This window comes from Kitasatospora sp. NBC_01250 (assembly GCF_036226465.1).
In the GTDB taxonomy this organism is placed as follows: domain Bacteria; phylum Actinomycetota; class Actinomycetes; order Streptomycetales; family Streptomycetaceae; genus Kitasatospora.
This window is the reverse complement of the sequence record NZ_CP108476.1, coordinates 8,378,627-8,396,404: the sequence shown is the minus strand read 5'-3', so window position 1 is coordinate 8,396,404 and position 17,778 is coordinate 8,378,627. Positions and strand designations below refer to the sequence as shown.

Annotated in this window: 16 protein-coding genes; 12 read left to right on the top strand and 4 right to left on the bottom strand. The window is 71.1% G+C overall.

Annotated features, from left to right (window positions below):
* Positions 1–6 precede the first annotated feature (6 nt).
* Positions 7–720, bottom strand: a complete 714-nt coding sequence (locus OG500_RS35340; RefSeq protein WP_329586382.1) for an HAD family hydrolase — start codon at positions 718–720, stop codon at positions 7–9.
* Positions 721–722: 2 nt separating this feature from the next.
* Positions 723–2,165, bottom strand: a complete 1,443-nt coding sequence (locus OG500_RS35335; RefSeq protein ID WP_329586379.1) for a helix-turn-helix domain-containing protein — start codon at positions 2,163–2,165, stop codon at positions 723–725.
* A gap of 322 nt (positions 2,166–2,487) precedes the next feature.
* Between OG500_RS35335 and OG500_RS35330 the strand changes: the two genes are divergently transcribed.
* Entirely contained in the window at positions 2,488–2,946 is a 459-nt protein-coding gene (locus tag OG500_RS35330; RefSeq protein WP_327070929.1) for an ATP-binding protein, read from the top strand.
* A gap of 2 nt (positions 2,947–2,948) precedes the next feature.
* Here OG500_RS35330 and OG500_RS35325 read toward each other — a convergent pair whose 3' ends face one another.
* Positions 2,949–3,278 (bottom strand): hypothetical protein, encoded by a 330-nt coding sequence (locus OG500_RS35325; RefSeq protein ID WP_327070928.1) that lies wholly within the window; start codon positions 3,276–3,278, stop codon positions 2,949–2,951.
* On the opposite strand from OG500_RS35325, the gene OG500_RS38295 reads away from it, so the two are divergent.
* From OG500_RS38295 to OG500_RS35300, 6 genes are all read left to right on the top strand, one after another.
* The gene (locus OG500_RS38295; protein WP_442789387.1) at positions 3,180–3,440 is read left to right on the top strand and encodes a TauD/TfdA family dioxygenase; all 261 of its coding nucleotides are present in this window, start codon (positions 3,180–3,182) and stop codon (positions 3,438–3,440) included. The two genes, OG500_RS35325 and OG500_RS38295, sit on opposite strands and share 99 nt — an antisense overlap.
* Before the next feature lie 109 nt (positions 3,441–3,549).
* Complete coding sequence (locus OG500_RS35320; RefSeq protein ID WP_327070927.1) at positions 3,550–3,708, top strand: FxLD family lanthipeptide; 159 nt, start codon at positions 3,550–3,552, stop codon at positions 3,706–3,708.
* Positions 3,709–3,831: 123 nt separating this feature from the next.
* Positions 3,832–6,888 carry a lantibiotic dehydratase gene (locus OG500_RS35315; RefSeq protein ID WP_329586374.1) on the top strand — a complete coding sequence of 1,019 codons (3,057 nt, stop codon included), beginning with the start codon at positions 3,832–3,834 and terminating at the stop codon, positions 6,886–6,888.
* A complete protein-coding gene (locus OG500_RS35310) occupies positions 6,885–8,141 on the top strand; it encodes a lanthionine synthetase C family protein (protein ID WP_327070925.1) in 1,257 nt (418 codons plus the stop codon). Before OG500_RS35315 ends, OG500_RS35310 begins: the two co-directional genes overlap by 4 nt.
* Positions 8,142–8,171: 30 nt before the next feature.
* The gene (gene fxlM / locus OG500_RS35305; RefSeq protein WP_329586369.1) at positions 8,172–10,259 is read left to right on the top strand and encodes a methyltransferase, FxLD system; all 2,088 of its coding nucleotides are present in this window, start codon (positions 8,172–8,174) and stop codon (positions 10,257–10,259) included.
* A 5-nt stretch (positions 10,260–10,264) separates the two neighbouring features.
* On the top strand, positions 10,265–11,377 hold the full coding sequence (locus OG500_RS35300) for a hypothetical protein (RefSeq protein ID WP_327070923.1): 1,113 nt from the start codon (positions 10,265–10,267) through the stop codon (positions 11,375–11,377).
* A gap of 24 nt (positions 11,378–11,401) precedes the next feature.
* Here OG500_RS35300 and OG500_RS35295 read toward each other — a convergent pair whose 3' ends face one another.
* The gene (locus tag OG500_RS35295; protein WP_329586365.1) at positions 11,402–12,070 is read right to left on the bottom strand and encodes a Crp/Fnr family transcriptional regulator; all 669 of its coding nucleotides are present in this window, start codon (positions 12,068–12,070) and stop codon (positions 11,402–11,404) included.
* 151 nt (positions 12,071–12,221) lie between these two features.
* On the opposite strand from OG500_RS35295, the gene OG500_RS35290 reads away from it, so the two are divergent.
* From OG500_RS35290 to OG500_RS35270, 5 genes are all read left to right on the top strand, one after another.
* Positions 12,222–12,806, top strand: a complete 585-nt coding sequence (locus OG500_RS35290) for a Pycsar system effector family protein (RefSeq protein ID WP_327070921.1) — start codon at positions 12,222–12,224, stop codon at positions 12,804–12,806.
* A 389-nt stretch (positions 12,807–13,195) separates the two neighbouring features.
* Positions 13,196–13,780 carry a Crp/Fnr family transcriptional regulator gene (locus OG500_RS35285; protein WP_329586362.1) on the top strand — a complete coding sequence of 195 codons (585 nt, stop codon included), beginning with the start codon at positions 13,196–13,198 and terminating at the stop codon, positions 13,778–13,780.
* A gap of 113 nt (positions 13,781–13,893) precedes the next feature.
* Entirely contained in the window at positions 13,894–14,685 is a 792-nt protein-coding gene (locus OG500_RS35280) for a hypothetical protein (protein ID WP_327070919.1), read from the top strand.
* A gap of 8 nt (positions 14,686–14,693) precedes the next feature.
* The gene (locus tag OG500_RS35275; RefSeq protein ID WP_329586358.1) at positions 14,694–16,976 is read left to right on the top strand and encodes a hypothetical protein; all 2,283 of its coding nucleotides are present in this window, start codon (positions 14,694–14,696) and stop codon (positions 16,974–16,976) included.
* Positions 16,954–17,688 (top strand): hypothetical protein, encoded by a 735-nt coding sequence (locus OG500_RS35270; protein WP_327070917.1) that lies wholly within the window; start codon positions 16,954–16,956, stop codon positions 17,686–17,688. The genes OG500_RS35275 and OG500_RS35270 overlap by 23 nt, the downstream gene beginning before the upstream one ends.
* The last annotated feature ends 90 nt before the right edge of the window (positions 17,689–17,778 follow it).

Here is a 17,778-nt window from a genome sequence, read left to right as displayed (position 1 = left end):
CGGGTATCAGTCGACCAACCGCGCGATGGTGGCGAGCAGAAGCTGTGTGTCCGTCAGATCCGTCAAGACCGCGTCAGCCCCCGCGTCTTCGAGTTCCTGCACACCAGTGGTCCCGGAGGCGACACCGATCACCCGCGCCCCACCCTGAAGGCCGGTTCGCGTGTCCTCCAGGGAATCGCCGATGATCACCGTATTGGCACGGGTGAACGCCGTCCGGTGCTTCAGCCCCGCACGTCGCTGGGCCACGGCGACGAGCGCCGGCCGGTGGGAATCGTCCGAGGCGAACGCACCGATCGAGCTGTCCAGGTACGAACTCAGCGCGAACGCCCGGAGCTTGATCGCGGCGTTGGCCCGCAGGTTCCCCGTCAGCACCGTCGGGACCAGCCCGGCACTCCGGTGCACTGCTTGCAGAGCGGCGACCGCCCCGTCCATGAGCCGGCCCTCCTCGCGCATCTCCGCCCCGCGGTCGGCCAGCAGCTCCGGCAGCAGCCGAATGACATGCTCGGCCAAGGTTTCGACCTCCGCCTCGGGCACACCGTTCTCGCGCAGCAGTTGCCGCACGGCCAGCGGCATCGTCACCCCGGTGCCCCGGGCGGGCAGCCGTTCGACAGGGCGGCCGACGACCCGCGCGAACGCCTCGCGGTAGACCCGCCGGTCGGTCTCGCCGACGTAGAGCAGTGTCCGGTCGATGTCCCAGAGGACGAGCGCTCCGGCAGGCATGGTCAGCTCCCTTGAGTCAGCAGGAGGTCGGCGCGTTCGATCAACTCACGCGCAGTCGACCCGTCGCCGAAGGATCGCAGGTCGTCGGCCGTACGGCCGAGGTGATCGTGCAGGCGGGGCGACTGCACGCCGACCGCCAGCTCCAGCACGCTCTCGACAGCCGCGAATCCCGCCTCACTCTCGCCGCTCCGCAGGTGGGCCGAGGCCGCTCGCGCTTCGAACAGGGCCCGGGTCCGGCGATCCGCCGGGTTCAGGGAAGCGTGGGCCGCTTCGAACTTCACCGCAGCCTCTCGCGGCTCGCCCAGGTCGAGGTGGCAGCTGCCGGCCTGACCCGCGATCTCCCCGCTGTTGATCCAGTACAGCCAGCCGGGGTCCTCCTCCGACGGGCCCTCCGCAGCGAACTCGGCGGCCGCACCCAACGCCCGCAGACACGCCTCCCGCTCGCTCAGCCTGGCGTGGCCGCGTGCCTGTCTGGTGAGGAGCATCGCCTTCAGCGAAGGCGAGTTGACGGCCCGGACCTTCTCCCGCGCCGCCTGCATCGCGCCGACCGCGTCGCGGGGATCACCGTCGGAGTAGCTCTGGATCGCCAGGTAGGAGAGCGCTCCGGCGCCGAGCCGCGGATCGCCGGAGGCGTGGGCCGCACGCAGCGCGCCGAGGAGGGCCTGTTGGGCGGCGGCGTGACGGCCGGCGTCGAAGTGGAACCACCCCAGCTGGGTGGCAGTGTCGGCGGCGATGGCGGCAAGTGAGCGGCCGGTCGCTTCGTCGTAGCTCGCGTGGCGCAACATGCCTTCGACGAGAGAGAGATGGGCACGGGCAAGATCCGCGAGGCTCCCGCTGCCGGTGCTGGCATCCATGTGCCGCAGCTGGTCGACGGTGCCCCCGAGGTGCGCAATCAGCTCGCCGGTGATCCGGCCGCCCTTCTCGGCCCGGTTCAGCGGCTCCGGGTCGGCGATGCCCCAGTGGTGGATGTGTACGGTCAGCGCCGTACCTGACAGGGTGAGAAATCGGCGGCGGTCCATGGACTCCCCTAACACCGCGTTGTGCAGTGCGGCCACCATACGACCCGCGGTCCAGGGCAAGCCGAGGTCCAGGAGGACCGCACTGCCCGATTCGCCGGTGTCCTGGCTCGGGACCGGCGTGGGCTGGGGAGTTGTCGCGAGCCGACGGGGAAGGCTGATCAGGTCCGCCGGAACCCCGAGGCCGACGAGGAAGTCGAGCGCCTTGTCGATGTTGGTCAGGCGGCGACTGCCGGCCTCCAACATCGACAGGTAACCCTGGCTGACGCCGGTGAGCGCGGCCACGTCCTCCTGCCGCAGCGAGGCTGACTCCCTTACAGACTTGCTGAGTTGACCGAAGTCCCAGCGCGCGAGGGAGTTCCGGACCGCCGGGTCCAGCCAGACCCGCGCCGGGATCTCCTGCCGGACGGGCGAGGGCACCGCGGCCACACGCGCGCATGGGCCGCAGAGAGCACCCTCGGTGTTGTAGCGGCTGAGCCAGCACCCGCACCTGCCGCACAGTTCATCTGCCAAGGCCGTCCCCATCCGCTCGGCAAGGTCTGGTCCACAGCGCCCATCGTGACGGCGATCCGGATATCACAGCCGTGATATCCGGGCCGCGATGTGCGCCCAGCACCGCTTTCGGAGCACCCTACTGCTGTCAGCGACGCCTTGGGGGCGGAACGTGACGACCCCGCTACCTGTCCGCGCCAGAGGAGCCGGCGGCCAGGTCAGGCACCGCGCAACCCCCTTCCACAGAGGAGGTGTAGCCATGTCGTCACCCCGAACCACCTGGAGTCTGGGCAGTGTCCCCGACCTCACTCCGATCCCGACGCCGGACCAGAGCAGCAATGTGCTGCGCTGCGACCTGCCGGTCACGAACGAGGCCGGCCAGGCCGCCCGAGAGCAGTTGAAGCGGCACTTCGCCACCTGGCTGACGGAGACCGGTCGCGACAACGCCGAACTGGTCCTCACCGAACTCATCGCCAATGCCGTCGCCGCCTCCATCGGGGCGGAGGCCATTCTGCTGACCGCCCGGGTCACGGCGGGCCAACTGCTCATCGAGGTCTTCGACGAATCCCCCGGGGTGCCGTGCCCCCGGCTGACGGACGACTTCGCCGAGGACGCGCGCGGCCTCCTGCTGGTCGACGCGCTCAGCACCGCGTGGGGCTGGCACCCGGCCCCGGGCGGCAAGGTCGTCTGGGCGCTCCCGAAGGCCGGTGCCGCGTGAACTCACGCCGCCATCTCGACCTCAAGGTCACGCAGCGCGGCGGAGGCCTGGTCGTGCAGATCCGGCAGGGACCTGCTGGCTCGAAGTACCCGCTGGAGCTGGTGCGGCAGGTGGTGGGCAGCGGCGCCGACGAGACCTGCGGACAGCCGCTCCCGCGCCGCGGCCGAGTCACCATGGCGCAGCCGGACCTGCCCGACGGTGATGTGCTCGATGATGCGCCACTGGGCCGTCGTGTGCACGCTCGGCTGCGGAGCGCGGTCGAGCGGCATAGTCGGCGGCTCCAGCTTCAACGCGGCGAGGCGTTCCTGCTCGACAACCACCGCCGGCTGCATGCCCGGAGCGCCTTCAGCGGTCCACGACAGCTACACCGTGCGCTCGGCGATCCGCTCGCCAAGTGGAACTGGCTCCCCGGCCTCCCCACGCACCAGCACGGCGCTCGGGTGCTGACCACCGCACCCCGCTCGGCGCTGACGACCGCCCCGCGAATCCCGTAGCCCAAAGGCCGACCGGCGGCGCCCCCCACCATCTCCTGGTGATGCAGGCGCACTCCCGCGTCCCGACGCCAGGTCCCGCAAGGGAATTCCTACGCACGAGGAGCCACACATGGTCCAGCGGATCAGCATCGAGACCCCGATTGCCGTCGCCGACGAGTTCGACCTCGACGTGAGCACCATCGAGACGGCCGACGCTGCCAGCCTCCAGGTGCTCACCGACGACGGCTGCGGCAGCACCTGCGGCGCGTGCACCACAGGCGTTCACTGACCCACCCGGTCGGTGCCGCCGGCCGACGGCCAACGCGGCGGCACCGACCGCTCTCTTCCGCTTCTACTACCGAGGTCCACCATGTGCCCATCCGCACCGACGGCTTCCTACCGCGCCGCAGGCGTGGCGCTCGTGCGCGCCGTCGCCCGCCCTGACCTCCCGGCAACGGCCTGGCCGGACCTCACGGCCGCCGGTGCAGAACTGGCTCACGAGCAGGCGGCTTGGCTGCGCGCGGTCTGGGCCGACGAAGACCTCGCCGAGGCACTGAGTCTCGCCAGCCCGACCCTCTCCCGCCGCGTCGAGCAGTTGCTCACCGCCGAGCGACCGACGCCGCGGGACGTGCGGCACGCCGCCCTGTCCACCGCACGGTACCTGCTGCGCGCCGGCGGGCGCCCGACTCCGTTCGGGCGCTTCGCCGGAGTCCAGGCCGCCGACTTCGGCCCAGCCGCCAGCCTGCGCTGGGGCGGCGAACACCACGTGGTGGCCCAGGCTTCGGCGGCTTGGATCTCCCAAGCGATCGAGCGGTTGGAAAACTGCTCCGCTCTGCTCGCGCGACTCGACGTGACCGCGAACAACACCGTCCACGTGCGTGGCGGATACCTCGTGATTCCCCATCAGCCCCTCACCCGATCCGGGCGCGGCACCGTGGCGGCCGAAACGACCCTGCGCCACACCCGCCCCGTCGCCTTCGCTCTCTCTGCTGCCCGCCACCCGATCCGGTTCAAGGAGTTGGCGGACAAGCTCGCCGCCGAGTTCCCCGCCGCGCCCGGCCAGCGGATCACCGGCATGCTGGCCGAGCTCGTCGCCTGGCGGGCCCTGATCACCAGCCTCCACGCCCCGGCGACCGAACCCGACTCCCTCGGCCACCTCGTCGCAGCCCTGCGGCACGCGGACGCCGGCCAGGTTCCCGACACCGGTGCGCTGCTCGCCGAGGTTCGCGCGGTCCACGCCAACCTCGCTGTCCACGACCAGGCTCCGAGCCCCGCTGCCCGTGCGCGGATCCAAGCGGCGCTCACCACCACCGGCCGACTCCGTGCAGCGGATCGTCCGATGCTGGCCGTCGACCTTCGCCTGGACGCCGACCTCATGCTCCCGCGGGCGGTGGCCGACGAGGCCAGCCGTGCAGCCGACCTGCTCGCACGGGTCAGCGCCTTTCCGTACGGCGTCGCCGCCTGGCGGACCTACCACCAGAGGTTCTACGAGCGCTACGGACGAGGCGCGCTGGTGCCGCTGCTGGACGTGGTGGCTGACAGCGGGATCGGCTGGCCCGACGGCTATCCCAGCGCCCGGCCGGCCGAGGGCCCGCGCTTCGACCAGCGCGACGAGGTCCTGGCAGCCCTCGCGCAACGGGCGGCGCTCGACGGCGAGCGCGAGGTCATCCTCGACCATGCACTGCTGACCGCGCTCGACCTCGGCCCCACCGAACTCCGCCTGCCCCCGCACCTGGAGATCGTCGCTCGGCTGCATGCCCGTGACCAGCAGGCTCTGGACACTGGCGAGTTCCGGCTGGAGGTGGTCTCGGCCTCCCGGGCCGTCGGAGTTTCGGTCGGACGCTTCCTGCACCTGCTCCGGCCTGAGCACCGCACCGCCTTCTGCGAGGTACTGACCTGCCTGCCGGCCATGGACCAGGAGGCCGTCACCGCCCAACTCTCCTTCCCTCCGCTGGATCCGACGACCGCACACGTGGCCCGCAGCTCGCCGACCGGCCGGCTGGTCATCAGCCTCGCCGAGCACCGGCCGTGCAGCGACGGCGTGCTGCGCCCGCAGGACCTGGCTGTGGGTTGCGACGGTCGCCGGATGTACCTGGCCGCTCCGATGCTCGGTGTGCGGATCGAGGCTGCCGCCACGCACGCGCTGAACCTGCGAGTCCACACACCGCCGTTGGCTCGGCTGATCGCCGAACTGTCCAGAGCCCAGTGCGCGCAGGTCACCCGGTTCTCGTGGGGATCGCTCGGCTCGCTGCCGTTCCGGCCCCGGCTCAGGCACGGTCGAGTCATCCTCTCCCCCGCTGCCTGGCAGCTGTCCGCTACCGAACTCCCTTCCTCGAACGCCCAGTCGGAGCGATGGGACGAGGCCCTGCGCGACCTGCTGCGCCAGCGGCGGGCACCCCGGTTCGTGGAGCTGTCCGCCAACAGCCAGGGGCTGCCGCTCGACCTCGACCGCCCCGGCCACCGCGCTCTGTTGCGCGCCCACCTGGGCTCCGCCCCGCACGCCGTCCTCGTCGAAGCTCCCGAACCTGCCGACCTCGGCTGGGCCGGCGGTCGGGCCCACGAGATCGTGGTCCCGGTCACCGTGACCCGGGCCTCGGCCTGGCCACGCCTGCCCAAGCCGACCACCGCGCGGCTCCTGCGTCGCGGCCACGGCGACGCTCCCGGAACCTCCCGGGTGCTGCTCGCCTCGCTGTACGGCGACGTGGAACGCCAGGACGCCGTCCTCACCCGGCACCTCCCCGACCTGCTCGGTCGACTCGGTCATCCGGGGTGGTGGTTCGTGCGGTTCCGCGATCCGCGCCATCACCTCCGGCTGCGCATCGCACTGCCCGACCCGGCCGACTTCGGCTCCGCCGCCACCGTCGTCAGCACCTGGGCCTCCGAGCTGCACCAGGCCGGCCTGCTCGCCGAAGTCGCCTACCCCACCTCGTACACGGAGACCGGCCGATGGGGCGACGGACCGGCGTGGGAGACCGCAGAGCAGGTCTTCCGTGCCGACTCCGCTGCCGTCCTCGCCCACCTGTCCCAGCCCGTCCGCCCGGGCCGGCACGCGCTGCTGGCCGCTCACACCGTGGCCATCGCCGTCGGCTTCACCGGCTCGACCACGGCCGGGCTGCGCTGGCTCATCGAGAACGTCCCCGCCAGGGCCCCATCGTCTGTCGCCCGCCCGGTGTTCAGCGAAGCCGTGCGTCTATCCGACCCCGCCGCCGACTGGGCCGCGCTGCGTGGCGAGGCGGGCGGAGCCGCGATCGTAGAGGCCTGGGCCGAACGCCACCAAGCTCTCGGCGACTACCGGCGCCGCTTCCCCAGCCTGGACACCCAGGGCGTCGATCCGGACGACGTGCTCGCCTCCCTGCTGCACTGCAGCTATGTCCGCGCCCACCGCATCGACTTCGGCGTCGAGGCGGAGGTCCTGTACCTGGCCCGGGCCGCCGCCGTCGCCCGGCTTTCCCGGGACAGTGACCTGTGACGCCGCACCCCGCGTTTCAACTGTCCTTCCGGATCGCCGAGTTGCTCGCCGACCCCGGCAGCGTGCCGAGCAGTTGGACGAGCCGTCCCCAGTGGCGCCAGTCGCTGGCCCACGGCGTACCCGGCGTCGCCCTCCTTCACATCGAACGCGCCGCCGCGGATCTCGCGCCCTGGGAGCCCGCCCGCGCCTGGCTCAGGGTGGCTGCCGACGCGCCGGTCACCTCCGGGCCGGACAGCTACCTCTACTACGGCGCTCCTGCCGTCGCGCACGCCCTGGCTTGCGCTGCTCAAGCCCGGCCCGGCTCCTACCAGCGCGCCCTCGACTGCCTCGACCGGATCGTGGCTGCCGATGCCGTGCGCCGGTGCGAGGAGGCCCAGACTCGGATCAAGCGCGGTGGCCTGGCCTCCCTCGCCGAGTTCGACACCATCCGTGGCCTGTCCGGCATCGGCTCCCTTCTCGTGCACCGGGATCCGCGTGGAGCGGCGATCCGGCAGGTCCTCGCCTACCTGGTCCGGCTCACCGAGCAGGTCGAGCACAACGGCCGGCTGCTGCCGGGCTGGTGGACGGCGGGCGGACCGTCCGGACAGGCTGACGCTCGGTTCCCCGACGGCCATGCCAACACCGGTCTCGCGCACGGGATCGCCGGACCGCTCGCCCTGCTCGCCCTGGCGCTGCGCCAAGGCGTGGAGGTGGAAGGCCAGCGGCCGGCCATCGGCACGATCCTGGAGTGGCTCGCGCGGTGGCGCGACGAGCACGCCTGGCCGTACTGGATCACCCACGCACAGCTGACCGGCGCCGGCCGGCTGCCGCTGCTACCGCAGCGGCCGAGCTGGTGCTACGGCTCAGCCGGGGTGGCCCGCGCCCAGCAGCTCGCCGCCCTCGCCCTCGGCGACCACCGCCTGCGCCACGAAGCCGAACACTCCCTGGCAGCCGCGCTCCTGGACCCGCCATCGCTCGCCGCGACCACCGACCTGTCCGCCTGCCACGGCTTCGCCGGACTGGCCCACATCGCTCACCGCGCCGCCGACGACGCGTCCCCGCGCAACGCCGCCCGGCTGCGCTCCGCCGCCAGCCTGCTTCTCGACATCGCCCAACCACCCGGCACCGCCCCCGACGAACAGGCCCGCCGCCTCCTCACGACCGCCGGGCCCGCCTTCCTGGAAGGCGCCACCGGCACCGCCCTCGCCCTGCTCGCCCCTGCACTCGGGGCAAGCCCAACAACCCCCTGGGACACCTGCCTCCTGACCGCCTGACCGCCTGACCGCCTGACCGAGGACCGATCGATGACCGCTGACTGGATCCAGCACGACCTCACCCTCGCCGACCGCGCCACCGCCGAGCGTCTCGCGGCTCATCGCCTCGCACCTGCCCTCACCGACGCCCAGAACTCGGGCGAGCTGAGGGACTGGTGGTACATGCGCAAGGCCCCCTTCCGGCTCCGCTACCGCGCTCGGCTCCCCGCTCCGACGGTCGTCATGCTCCTGGACGCCCTCGTTCAGGAACAGTCGGTCGAGCGATGGAGTCTTGGGATCTACGAGCCGGAGACCGAGGCGTTCGGCGGCCCGGAGGCGATGGAGGTCGCGCACCGGCTGTTCCACAGCGACAGTCGCCATCTCCTGGCCCGTGCGGCCGGTCGGGCGACGTCGACGCTCGGGCCGGCCGAGACCGTCGTGGTGCTGGCCGGAGCCATGCTCCGCGCTGCCGGTCTCGACTGGTACGAACAGGGCGATGTCTGGGCGCAGTTCGCCGCACTGCGCCCTGCGCCGCCCTCCATCGACTCCGAGTGCGCCGCAACGCTGAGCGCTGCGGCGCACCGCCTGATGAGCGTGGACACCCGTCGGCTGACCCAGGACGGCGGCCCGCTGACCTATCACGCCGCATGGGTCGGTGCCTTCGAGGAGGCCGGGCAGGACCTCGTACGACTCGCCCGGGACGGTCGCCTCACCCGTGGACTCCGCGCTGTCCTCGCCCACCAGCTCCTCTTCCACGCCAACCGCGCTGGTCTGCCGACCAGTCACCAAGCCGCCATGGCCGCAAGCATGTTGAACGCCGTCTTTTACTCCGGCGAGAGCCCCGCACTCTCGCAGCCCACCATCCGCACAACCACTAGGGTCGCCCACGTGACTACTCTCAGCGACAGCGCTGCCGTCCCGACCTCCGCGCAGCTGCGCGACAGCCTCACCGACCGGCTGATCGCCCAGCAGTCCATCAGCAGCACCGCGGTGGAGAACGCCTTCCGGGCCGTGCCGCGGGAGCGGTTCCTGCCAGGCTTCCCCTTGGAGGCCGCGTACGCGGACAACCCCAACTACACCAAGGCAGACGGCTCCGGCACGCAGATCAGCGCCGCCTCCCAGCCGGGGATCGTCGCCCTGATGCTCGAACAGCTCGCCGCCCGCCCCGGCGAGCGGATCTTCGAGGCCGGAGCCGGAACCGGCGTCAACGCCGCCTACCTCGCCACCCTGGTCGGGCCCCAGGGCCACGTGGTGACCGTGGACGTGGACGACGACCTCGTCGACGGTGCCCGTAAGCACCTCGCCGACGCCGGTATCACCAACGTCGAGGTCGTGCGCGGCGACGGCGCCTTGGGCCACCCGGACGGCGCTCCGTATGACCGCGTGATCGCGACCGTGAGCACCAGCGAGATGCCAACCACCTGGCTCCAACAGGTCCGACCCACCGGCCGGATCGTCCTGCCGTTGCGCCTTCGCGGCACCGCCTCCCGAACGATCGGCTTCGAGCGCCGGGGCGACGGTTGGGCCTCCGTCGACGACCAGCTCGCGGTCTTCATGCCGCTGCGCGGCAGCATGGACGACGCGCGGCGCACCGTCGCCCTCACCGGCGAGGGCGACGTGACGCTCCAGGTCCACAAGGACCAGGCCGACGTGGTCGACGGCACCGCGCTGCTCGGCGTCCTCGACCACGACCGCCACGAGCACTGGACCGGCGTGACCATCCCGGCCGGCACCACCTACGAGTACCAGGACCTGTGGCTGGCCTGCACACTGCCCAACTCCCTGATGCGGATGAGCGTGACCGACATGGCTCACCAGCGGGGCGTGGCCCGCATGTTCGGCTGGGGCTCCATGGCCACCGTGCACGACGGCTCCCTCGCCTACCTCACCCTCCGGCCCGGTGAGCCGAGCGAGGACGGCCGCAAGACGTACGAGACCGGCGTCATCGGCCACGGCCCCGACGGCGAGGCGCTCGCCGACCTCGTCGTCCAGGAGATCCGCACCTGGGACAGGGGCTTCCGCGACCGCGCGCCGCGCTTCGAACTCCCCGACAACCCGGCTGGCGTGGCCTCCGACCTGGCTGTCGGCCGCTTCATCCTGGACCGCCCCCACCGCCCGATCACCGTCATCTGGGAGTAGCTCGCGTGCACCCGACCGGACCCGTCGCCCAGCGCTTCCCGCTGATCCCCCGGATCCGGCCCGCGTGTCTGCCCCTCGACGCCCGTGTCGGCCGGCTCTGCGAGCTGGCCGACACGGGCTCCCAGCGGCAGGACCCGAGCCTGGCATCCACCGTCTTCAACCAAACCGCGCTGCTCGCCTCCGACCTCGGCCTGCCCGACTACGCCCGCGCGCTGTGCCACCGCCACGCCGGCCTCTACCTCACCCTCGGCCCGCTTCCCGCAATGAGCGCGATCCGCGGCCTCGAACCCCTCGTCAACCTCGCCCGCCTCCACCTGCGCGCCGGCCGCCACGACCAGGGCCACCGCCTCCTGCTCGACCTCTACCACGCCGTCACCGCCGGCACCGCGACCGTGCTCGACGGCATCACCGTCCCCGCCGACCTCACCGAGACCGACCAGCAGCGCACCGAAGTCCGCACATGGCTGTGGCGCGTCGTTCTCGCCGACGGCACCCGAGCCCTCACCGCCGCGGGCCGTTGGACCGAAGCGCTGCGCCACATCGAGAACCACCGCGGCATCGGCCAGCGCATCCTCGACGGCCGCCAAGTCGCCGTCCTCGCCCGCGCCACCACCGGCGACACCGCAGGCGCCCTCTCCCTGCTGGAGACCACCGAGCCGGGCGACCCCTGGGAGGGTGCGGTCACCGCGGTGCTCACCGCCCTCCTCCACCCAGAGCACCAACCGACCACCACCACCGCCATCGACCACGTTCTCGCCCTGGAACCAGGCAAGGGCCTGGCCGTGTTCACCACCCGCCTCACCCTGTCCGCCATCGACGCGGCCGACCAGGGCACAAGCACAGCCGCACGCGACCTGGCCGCAGCCCTGATCAGCCGGACGCTGGATCCACCGGACGGCTACGCCGCACGGGAGCTGCTCGCCCATCCCGCCTGTCGCACCCTGCTCACCGCTACCCAGGGCCGCGGTCTCAGCGATGCGCTCACGGCGTGCGGGCTCGGAGATCGGCGCCTACCAACCACGACCAGAACGCGACTGAGGCAGGCCCTCGCACTCGCCACGGACGTGCTCAGGAAGACCCCGCTCGACCAGGAACCTCAACCGGCAGGTCGCAGCTGAATCCCTGCCGGCCGCGAGCTTCTGTCAGGGCTCGGCCCCGGGCCAGCGAGCAAGGAGCGCCGGGTCGCTCACCACGACCTGTCCGCGTGAAACAGCGATGAGGCGGTGCTCAGTCAGTACACGCAAGACCCGCACCACCGACTCCCGGGAGGCGCCTACCGCGCCGGCGAGTTCCTGCTGATTGATGGTCAGCCGGCGGGCCACTCCGTCAGCGGCGTCCGGTACCGGGGTCCCATAGCTCCGGGAAAGCCTCGCGAGGACCAGTGCCGTACGTGCGACGGTCGGCAACGCGCCGAGGTCGGCCCTGCCGACGTCGGACTCCCGGAGCCGGACGGCCACGCTCCTCAGCACGGCGAGTGCGAGTCCACCGTGTGTTTCCATGAGGGCGGTGAATCTCGGTGCCGGTACGGCCACCCCCGCCACCTCCCCCATGGCTGTCGCCGTCGCGAACCGGGGCCCACCATCCAAGCTGGACAGCTCACCAAGCAGCTCGCCTGGTCCGCGCAGGGCCAGGAGGCTGGTAAAGCCGGTCGCGGACACCGCGGTGACCTTCACCAACCCTTGTTGGAGGAGAAGCACGCGATCCGCGGTCTCACCCTCGCGTAGCAGAAGCTCACCGCGCCGCCAGAACAACTCCTGGCCCGCAGACTTGATCAGGCCTCTCCACTCTGCGGACAGCGCGGATCCGACCACCGTGCACCCCCTTCGAACTCCACCGTAGCCCGTCTCCTTCTCCCTCTGCGCCGTTTGACGCAGACGTTCCCCGCCGCTTCAGGTACCAAGATGAGCAGCCGGTCGTCTCAGCGCACCGGCCGCGGAATTCCGTTGACACTGGGAGACCCACATGAGTGCCTCGACCATTGGTACCAGCGACCCCTCGTTCCCAGAACCTTCGAGCGCCACCACCATCGCTACCGGTACCGCAGGTGGACTCGACGCGGCCTGGCGGATCCACGGCTCGCTGTGCGACTGGATCGGCCGGGTGGACGTCAAGGCATCGTTCGCTCTGAGTCTCGAAACAGCCGCTCTGGTGGCGATTACCACCCTCCTCCAGACCGCGCAGAGCTCTGGGACGTACTCCCAGAGGCGTCAGACAACCACCGTCGTAGACCTCTGGTTCAGCGCGGTACTCATCGCCGCTGGTCTCGTGTTCGCCATCGCGGCAGTCGCTCCCCGCATCGGTTCCCGCAGCGATACGGACGACTGGCGGCACAACGCCATCTACTTCGGCCATCTGAGGCGCTGGAACGCCGACGAGCTGGCCAACGAGCTCGCAGACCAGGATCTGCTTCCAGCGCTCAGCAGGCAGCTGGTGACGCTCTCCCGAATCGCCTGGGCGAAACACGTACGGGTGCGCGCCTCCCTGGTCCTGGGCGGAATCGGGGTCACGCTCGCCGCCATGCCGGCGATAACGAACCTCATGGCGTAGAAACGCGTTGGCGAAAGTCAGGTATGCCAACCGAAGCAACACGAGCGGCCATCCTGCCGCGTCTGCCAGGCAACCCGTGAGCTGTATATATGACATTCTCGCAGGTGCAGTGCCACCTTTCGGCCAATGAAGTGCTCTATGCGGACAGTTGCCCGACGGTCGACCTCTCGCGCCTGGTCCAGGGTAGAAATCGGATGCCGCGCCATTCCGCGCGACTGCTGATCATCGGTCTGGCGGGGGAATGCTGGCGCTGCTGAGCGGGAGCGTTTCCCTGCTGATCCAGTAGCCGGTCGATTCGAGCCGTTGGGGGATTTGTGTACCAGTGTCATCGGGCGCTGCTCGGCGAGCGCCTGTGGAGCAAGATCTGCCGCTTGGCCCCGGGAAAGGAGGTGCCCGCGAAAAAGGTGCTCCTGGAGCAGGGGAGGCGCGGGGTCCAGGTGCTGGTGCTGACCGCCGGTTCCGCGGCCATCGTCCGTGAGGACGATCGCGGCCGGCGCACCCTCCTCGCCGTTCGCGGCCCGGGCGAACTGCTCGGTGAGCAGTCGGTGCTGGGCGGCGGCGAGCGCAGCGCCAACGTCATCGCGGTCGAACCGTCGGTGCTCCACACCGTGCCTGCCCATGCGTTCCACGCGTTCGTCGAGGAGAACGACCTGCTGCCACTGTTCCTGCGGCACGCGTTCAGCAGAGTGAGACAGGGTGACGAGATCCAGCAGGAGCTGGCGGCCGCCGAGGTCCCGGTCCGGCTGGCCGCAGCACTGCTGCGCCTGGCCGCGCCGGCTGCCGAGGACGTGCCGGTGCCCGTGACCGTGCGGCTGAGCCAGGACGAACTGGCGCAGCTGATCGGCGTCCACCGGAACACCGTGGTGCAGAACCTGGCCCCGTGGCGCAACGCCGGCTGGGTGCGGTCCGCCCCCGGCGGCGGTCTGGTGCTGCACGACCTCAGGGCACTGCGGCAGATCCTCGCCTTCTCCTGAGACCCGCGTCACACGGCACTGCCCAATTCTGGGCAGCGGCCGCTCCCGGTCGGGGACATCCTGATGCCCGCCGCCCCGACCGGGGCGCAGAACGGCAGGAGAGGAAGACCGGCGTGGAAGAGTTGCAGGCCGAGGACCCCAGGGACGTCCCGGACTACGAGGCGGTCCTTGCCCTCGACATGAGGGGCTACAGCAAGGCCGCGTCCCACCTGATGTCACCGATGCGCACGAACCTGGACGCCATGGTCGCAGCGGCCATGGCCGAGAGCGGCTTGGCCGAGGAGTGGCAGCAGCGCAAGTACTGGGGCGACCGAGGCGACGGCTTCCTGCTGGCGATGCCGGTGCGGCGGCTCTGGCGCCTGGTCGACCCGCTGCCGGAGAAGCTGGAGGCGGCGCTTGCCGCCTACGACGCGCAGCGCCGGGCCGCCGACCCGGAGATCCGGGTGCGGATGAGCGTCCACGTCGGCCCGCTGCCCTCGGACTACCACGGTGACCCGATGAACGACGCCTGCCGGTTGCTGGACAGTGGTGCCGCGAGGTCGGCCCTGGAGCAGGCGAAGAAGCTCGACTCGTTCCTGACGCTGATCATCTCGGACGCCGTGTTCCACGCGGTGGTCCGGGCGAAGCGGACGCTTCGGCTGACGGCAAGCGACTTCCTGCGGGTACGCGCGGAGGTCGACGACAAGTTCGCCGAGCTGGCCTGGGTGCACGTCCCGCGGCGCAGCCCGAACGACCTCGCCGGGCTGGAGACTCCGGCGCCGGTCGAGCCGGTGGCCGAGCCGTCGGCCGAGGCCGTGGTGCCGACCGTCCAGCCGGCATCCAAGTACCACTTCGGGCAGACGGGCAGCGTCACGACCGAGCCCTCCGGAACGGTCAACGTCTACCAGGACGGCCAGCGGCCCTGAGGAGGATCGTGTACACGGAATACGAACCCGCGCCCGGCGGAGGGTTCCGGGTCGCCGCCCCGGAGCCGGTGGAACCGAAGGGCGTGGAGCTGGAGTTCGAACCACCGCTGGCACCTGAGCCCGCCCACGCCGAGATCGCCGATGTGCTGAACGAACCGTGGCTGCAGGACGAGGAGGAGCTGCAGGCCATGGAGCGGCCCCCGGCCGTGGAGCCGGAGGTGCCCGAGCGCGAGCAGCCCGCCACCTCCGTCCACATCGATGCGCTGGGGGTCTTTCTCGCCGAACCCAGCGGTACCGTCAACATCCAGCGGCGGGTGCTGGACCAGTTGGAGTCCCACCTCGTCGATCGGGAGGCGATCCGCTCGGACGTCTCCTACTGCGAGGCCCCGGAGTGGACCGCCGCGGAGCTCCGGATGGAACAGATCCTCCACACCTCGGCGCTGATGCTGGTGGTGGCGCCGCGTGGTTCCGGGGCCACCACGTTCTGCAAGCGGCAGCTGGCCCTGCACACCCCGCGGGACGTCGAGATCAAGGTGACCGAGGTCGACTGGAACCGACCGACCATCGGAAAGCTCCCGACCGGGAAGAAGCGCGCCTACCTGCTCGACCTCCAGGACCAGGAGTGCGACCGGATCGAACAACCCTTCCTGACCGGCTTGCAGAAGTACGGCGAGGACTTGGCCGAGATCGGCTCCTTCCTGGTCATGACGATCACCCCGGAGCTGTGGGCCGATCTGACGGGCTATCGACTCGGCACGCTGGAGGTGGTCCGACTCACCGGCCTGCCGGACGCGGTTGCGGTGCTGAGGCAGCACCTGAGAGCCCGGCAGCAAGACAGGCTGATCCGGTACACCGAGGGCGCCGCGATCCAGGAAGCGCTCCAAACGGCTCTGCCGGTCCGTGCGGTCCGGCTGGCCACCGAACTGATCGAGCTGGCGGACCGCCTGCAGCAGCGGGCGCTGGAGGAGGGCCTCGACGAGGGCACCGTCACGGCTCGGACCGAGGCCGAGTTCAGGCAGCTGGCCATTGGCTGGGAGGCGGAGCTGGACCAGCGGTTCGGCGATCCGCTGCCGTCGGGCTCCGCCATTGGCCAAAAGGTCGCAGCGGTGCCGTTCAAACCGGAGGAACGCTACCTCGCCATGGCGCTGGCGCTGCGGGGCTCGGCGCCGGCCTCGCAGGTGCAGGGCGATGCCGACCGCCTGGCGGCGGCGATCGGCGGCGAGTCGGAGGAGGGGCGCGGGACCAAGCGCTCGCCCGACCTCCGGCAGGTCTTCGCCCGAGCGGGACTGCGCTCGCAGCTCGCGGCCATCGGCGCGCGGGTCGAGCTCACCGGCCGGGCGGAGTTCACCAGCCCCGGCTACGGGGAGGCCATGCTCCCGCACGTCTGGGGGCAGTACGACGACCGGATCCGCAAGTGCCTGATCCGCTGGATGGTCTCCTGTGTGGGAACGCGCGGCGAGGCGGCCGACGATCCGGTGGTCCGCACCATGATCCGACTGATCGCCTCGTTCCAGGACGCCTCGAAGCTGCAGGACGTCCAGGAACGCGGGATGGCGGTGGGGCGCCCAGACGTCGTGGTGGCGGTGATGGTGGCCGCCGCCCGGGACGAGAGCCTCCGGAAGCGGGCCCGGCGACTTCTCTATGACTGGGCCACGACGGCGGACAACAAACTCCTGGTCGTCGACGTCTGCCGAGAGTTGGTCAAGGATCAGCCGGGACCGGCGCTCACCCGGCTGCGCCGGGTCGCCGACAGCGGTAACGCCGAGGTGCTGACGAAGGTCCTCGAAGTCTTCCAGGAGATCGCTGAGGACCCGGAGCTCACCGACTGGCTGGCCCGGGCGGCGCAGAGCTGGCCCCGACAGGCCGATGGTGCTGCGACACCCTCCGCCAACCTGGCGACGCTCGCCCTCCTGGGCGTGGTGCGGGACGGCGCGCCCTGGGCCTCGGCGGAGTCCCGCTCGGATACTGAACTGGCCAAAGCGCTCCGAGACCTGCTCGCGGACTTCGAGCGCTACCCGAAGGTGGCGCAGACGATCCGCAGGTGGGTCTTGCAGAGCCCGCGAGGCGAAGTCCGGGATCGCGCGCTGAACGCCTTGCGCGCCGCCTTCCGGGGCCACAGCGGCCTCAATGCCCTCTTCGCACTGCTGATGATGCTGGGCGACATCCGTGATCCGGACGGCGGCAGCCCGGCGGACCGGCTGCGTGCAGCCGTGATCGAGGACGAACCCGAACTGGCGTCTCTCATCTCACCGTTGGAGGTGTCGGCGGATGAGGTTCCGGTTTCGCCGTGAGCCCGCGCGACTGCACTGGGACTACCCGGAGCGCCGACGGCTGCCGAGCAACCTTCCAGCCGTGACGTTCATGGCGCTCTTCTCGGCCTCCTGGCAGCCCGGCGGTTCCGCGGCACCGCACGAGGGGCAGAAGGCGGCGATCGCGCTCGGCCTCCGGGAGATCGCGAGAGCCGCCACCGAGCAGTGGGACCCGGAGGACGTGCTGGCTGCCCAGGACGCTGCCAACGCGGCGCTGGGCGCACCCGTGGACCAGCCGGAGCTGGGTGTCCTCGGGCTGACCGGCACGGTGCAGCTCTGGCTCACCGAGGAAGCCGCGGCGACGGCGCGGCAGCACCGGACGGACCATGCGCGGGTCGCCCGGCTGCGCTTCCTCAAGGCGCACCTGTACAACGACCCGGAGCTGCTGCTGTTGGACCACCTCGAGCGGCGCCCGCAGGACATGCGGGACTCCGGCATCGTCAAGGAGTTCCAGAAGGTCGCACGGAGCATCAGGGTCGGCGGGGAGGTCTGGTACCCACTACTGGAGGCACTGGAGGAGATGTCGACCAAGGGGGCGATCGCGGATGCGGACGTCTATGCGATGCGGGTCGTGCTCAAGGTGCTTCGGGAGGCGATGCCCGAACTGATCGACCGGCATGGCCTGAGGACACAGGCAGAGCTACTGCTCGACGGTTTCGGCGAGGAGCCGAACGGGTCGGGGCCGGCGCGGTAGGTGGCCTTGGATCGGGGGCGGAGAGGGGCGTCACCCGGTGGGCAAGTGACCGGAGACGAGGAACTGATGGCGGATCGGACGATCCGCCAT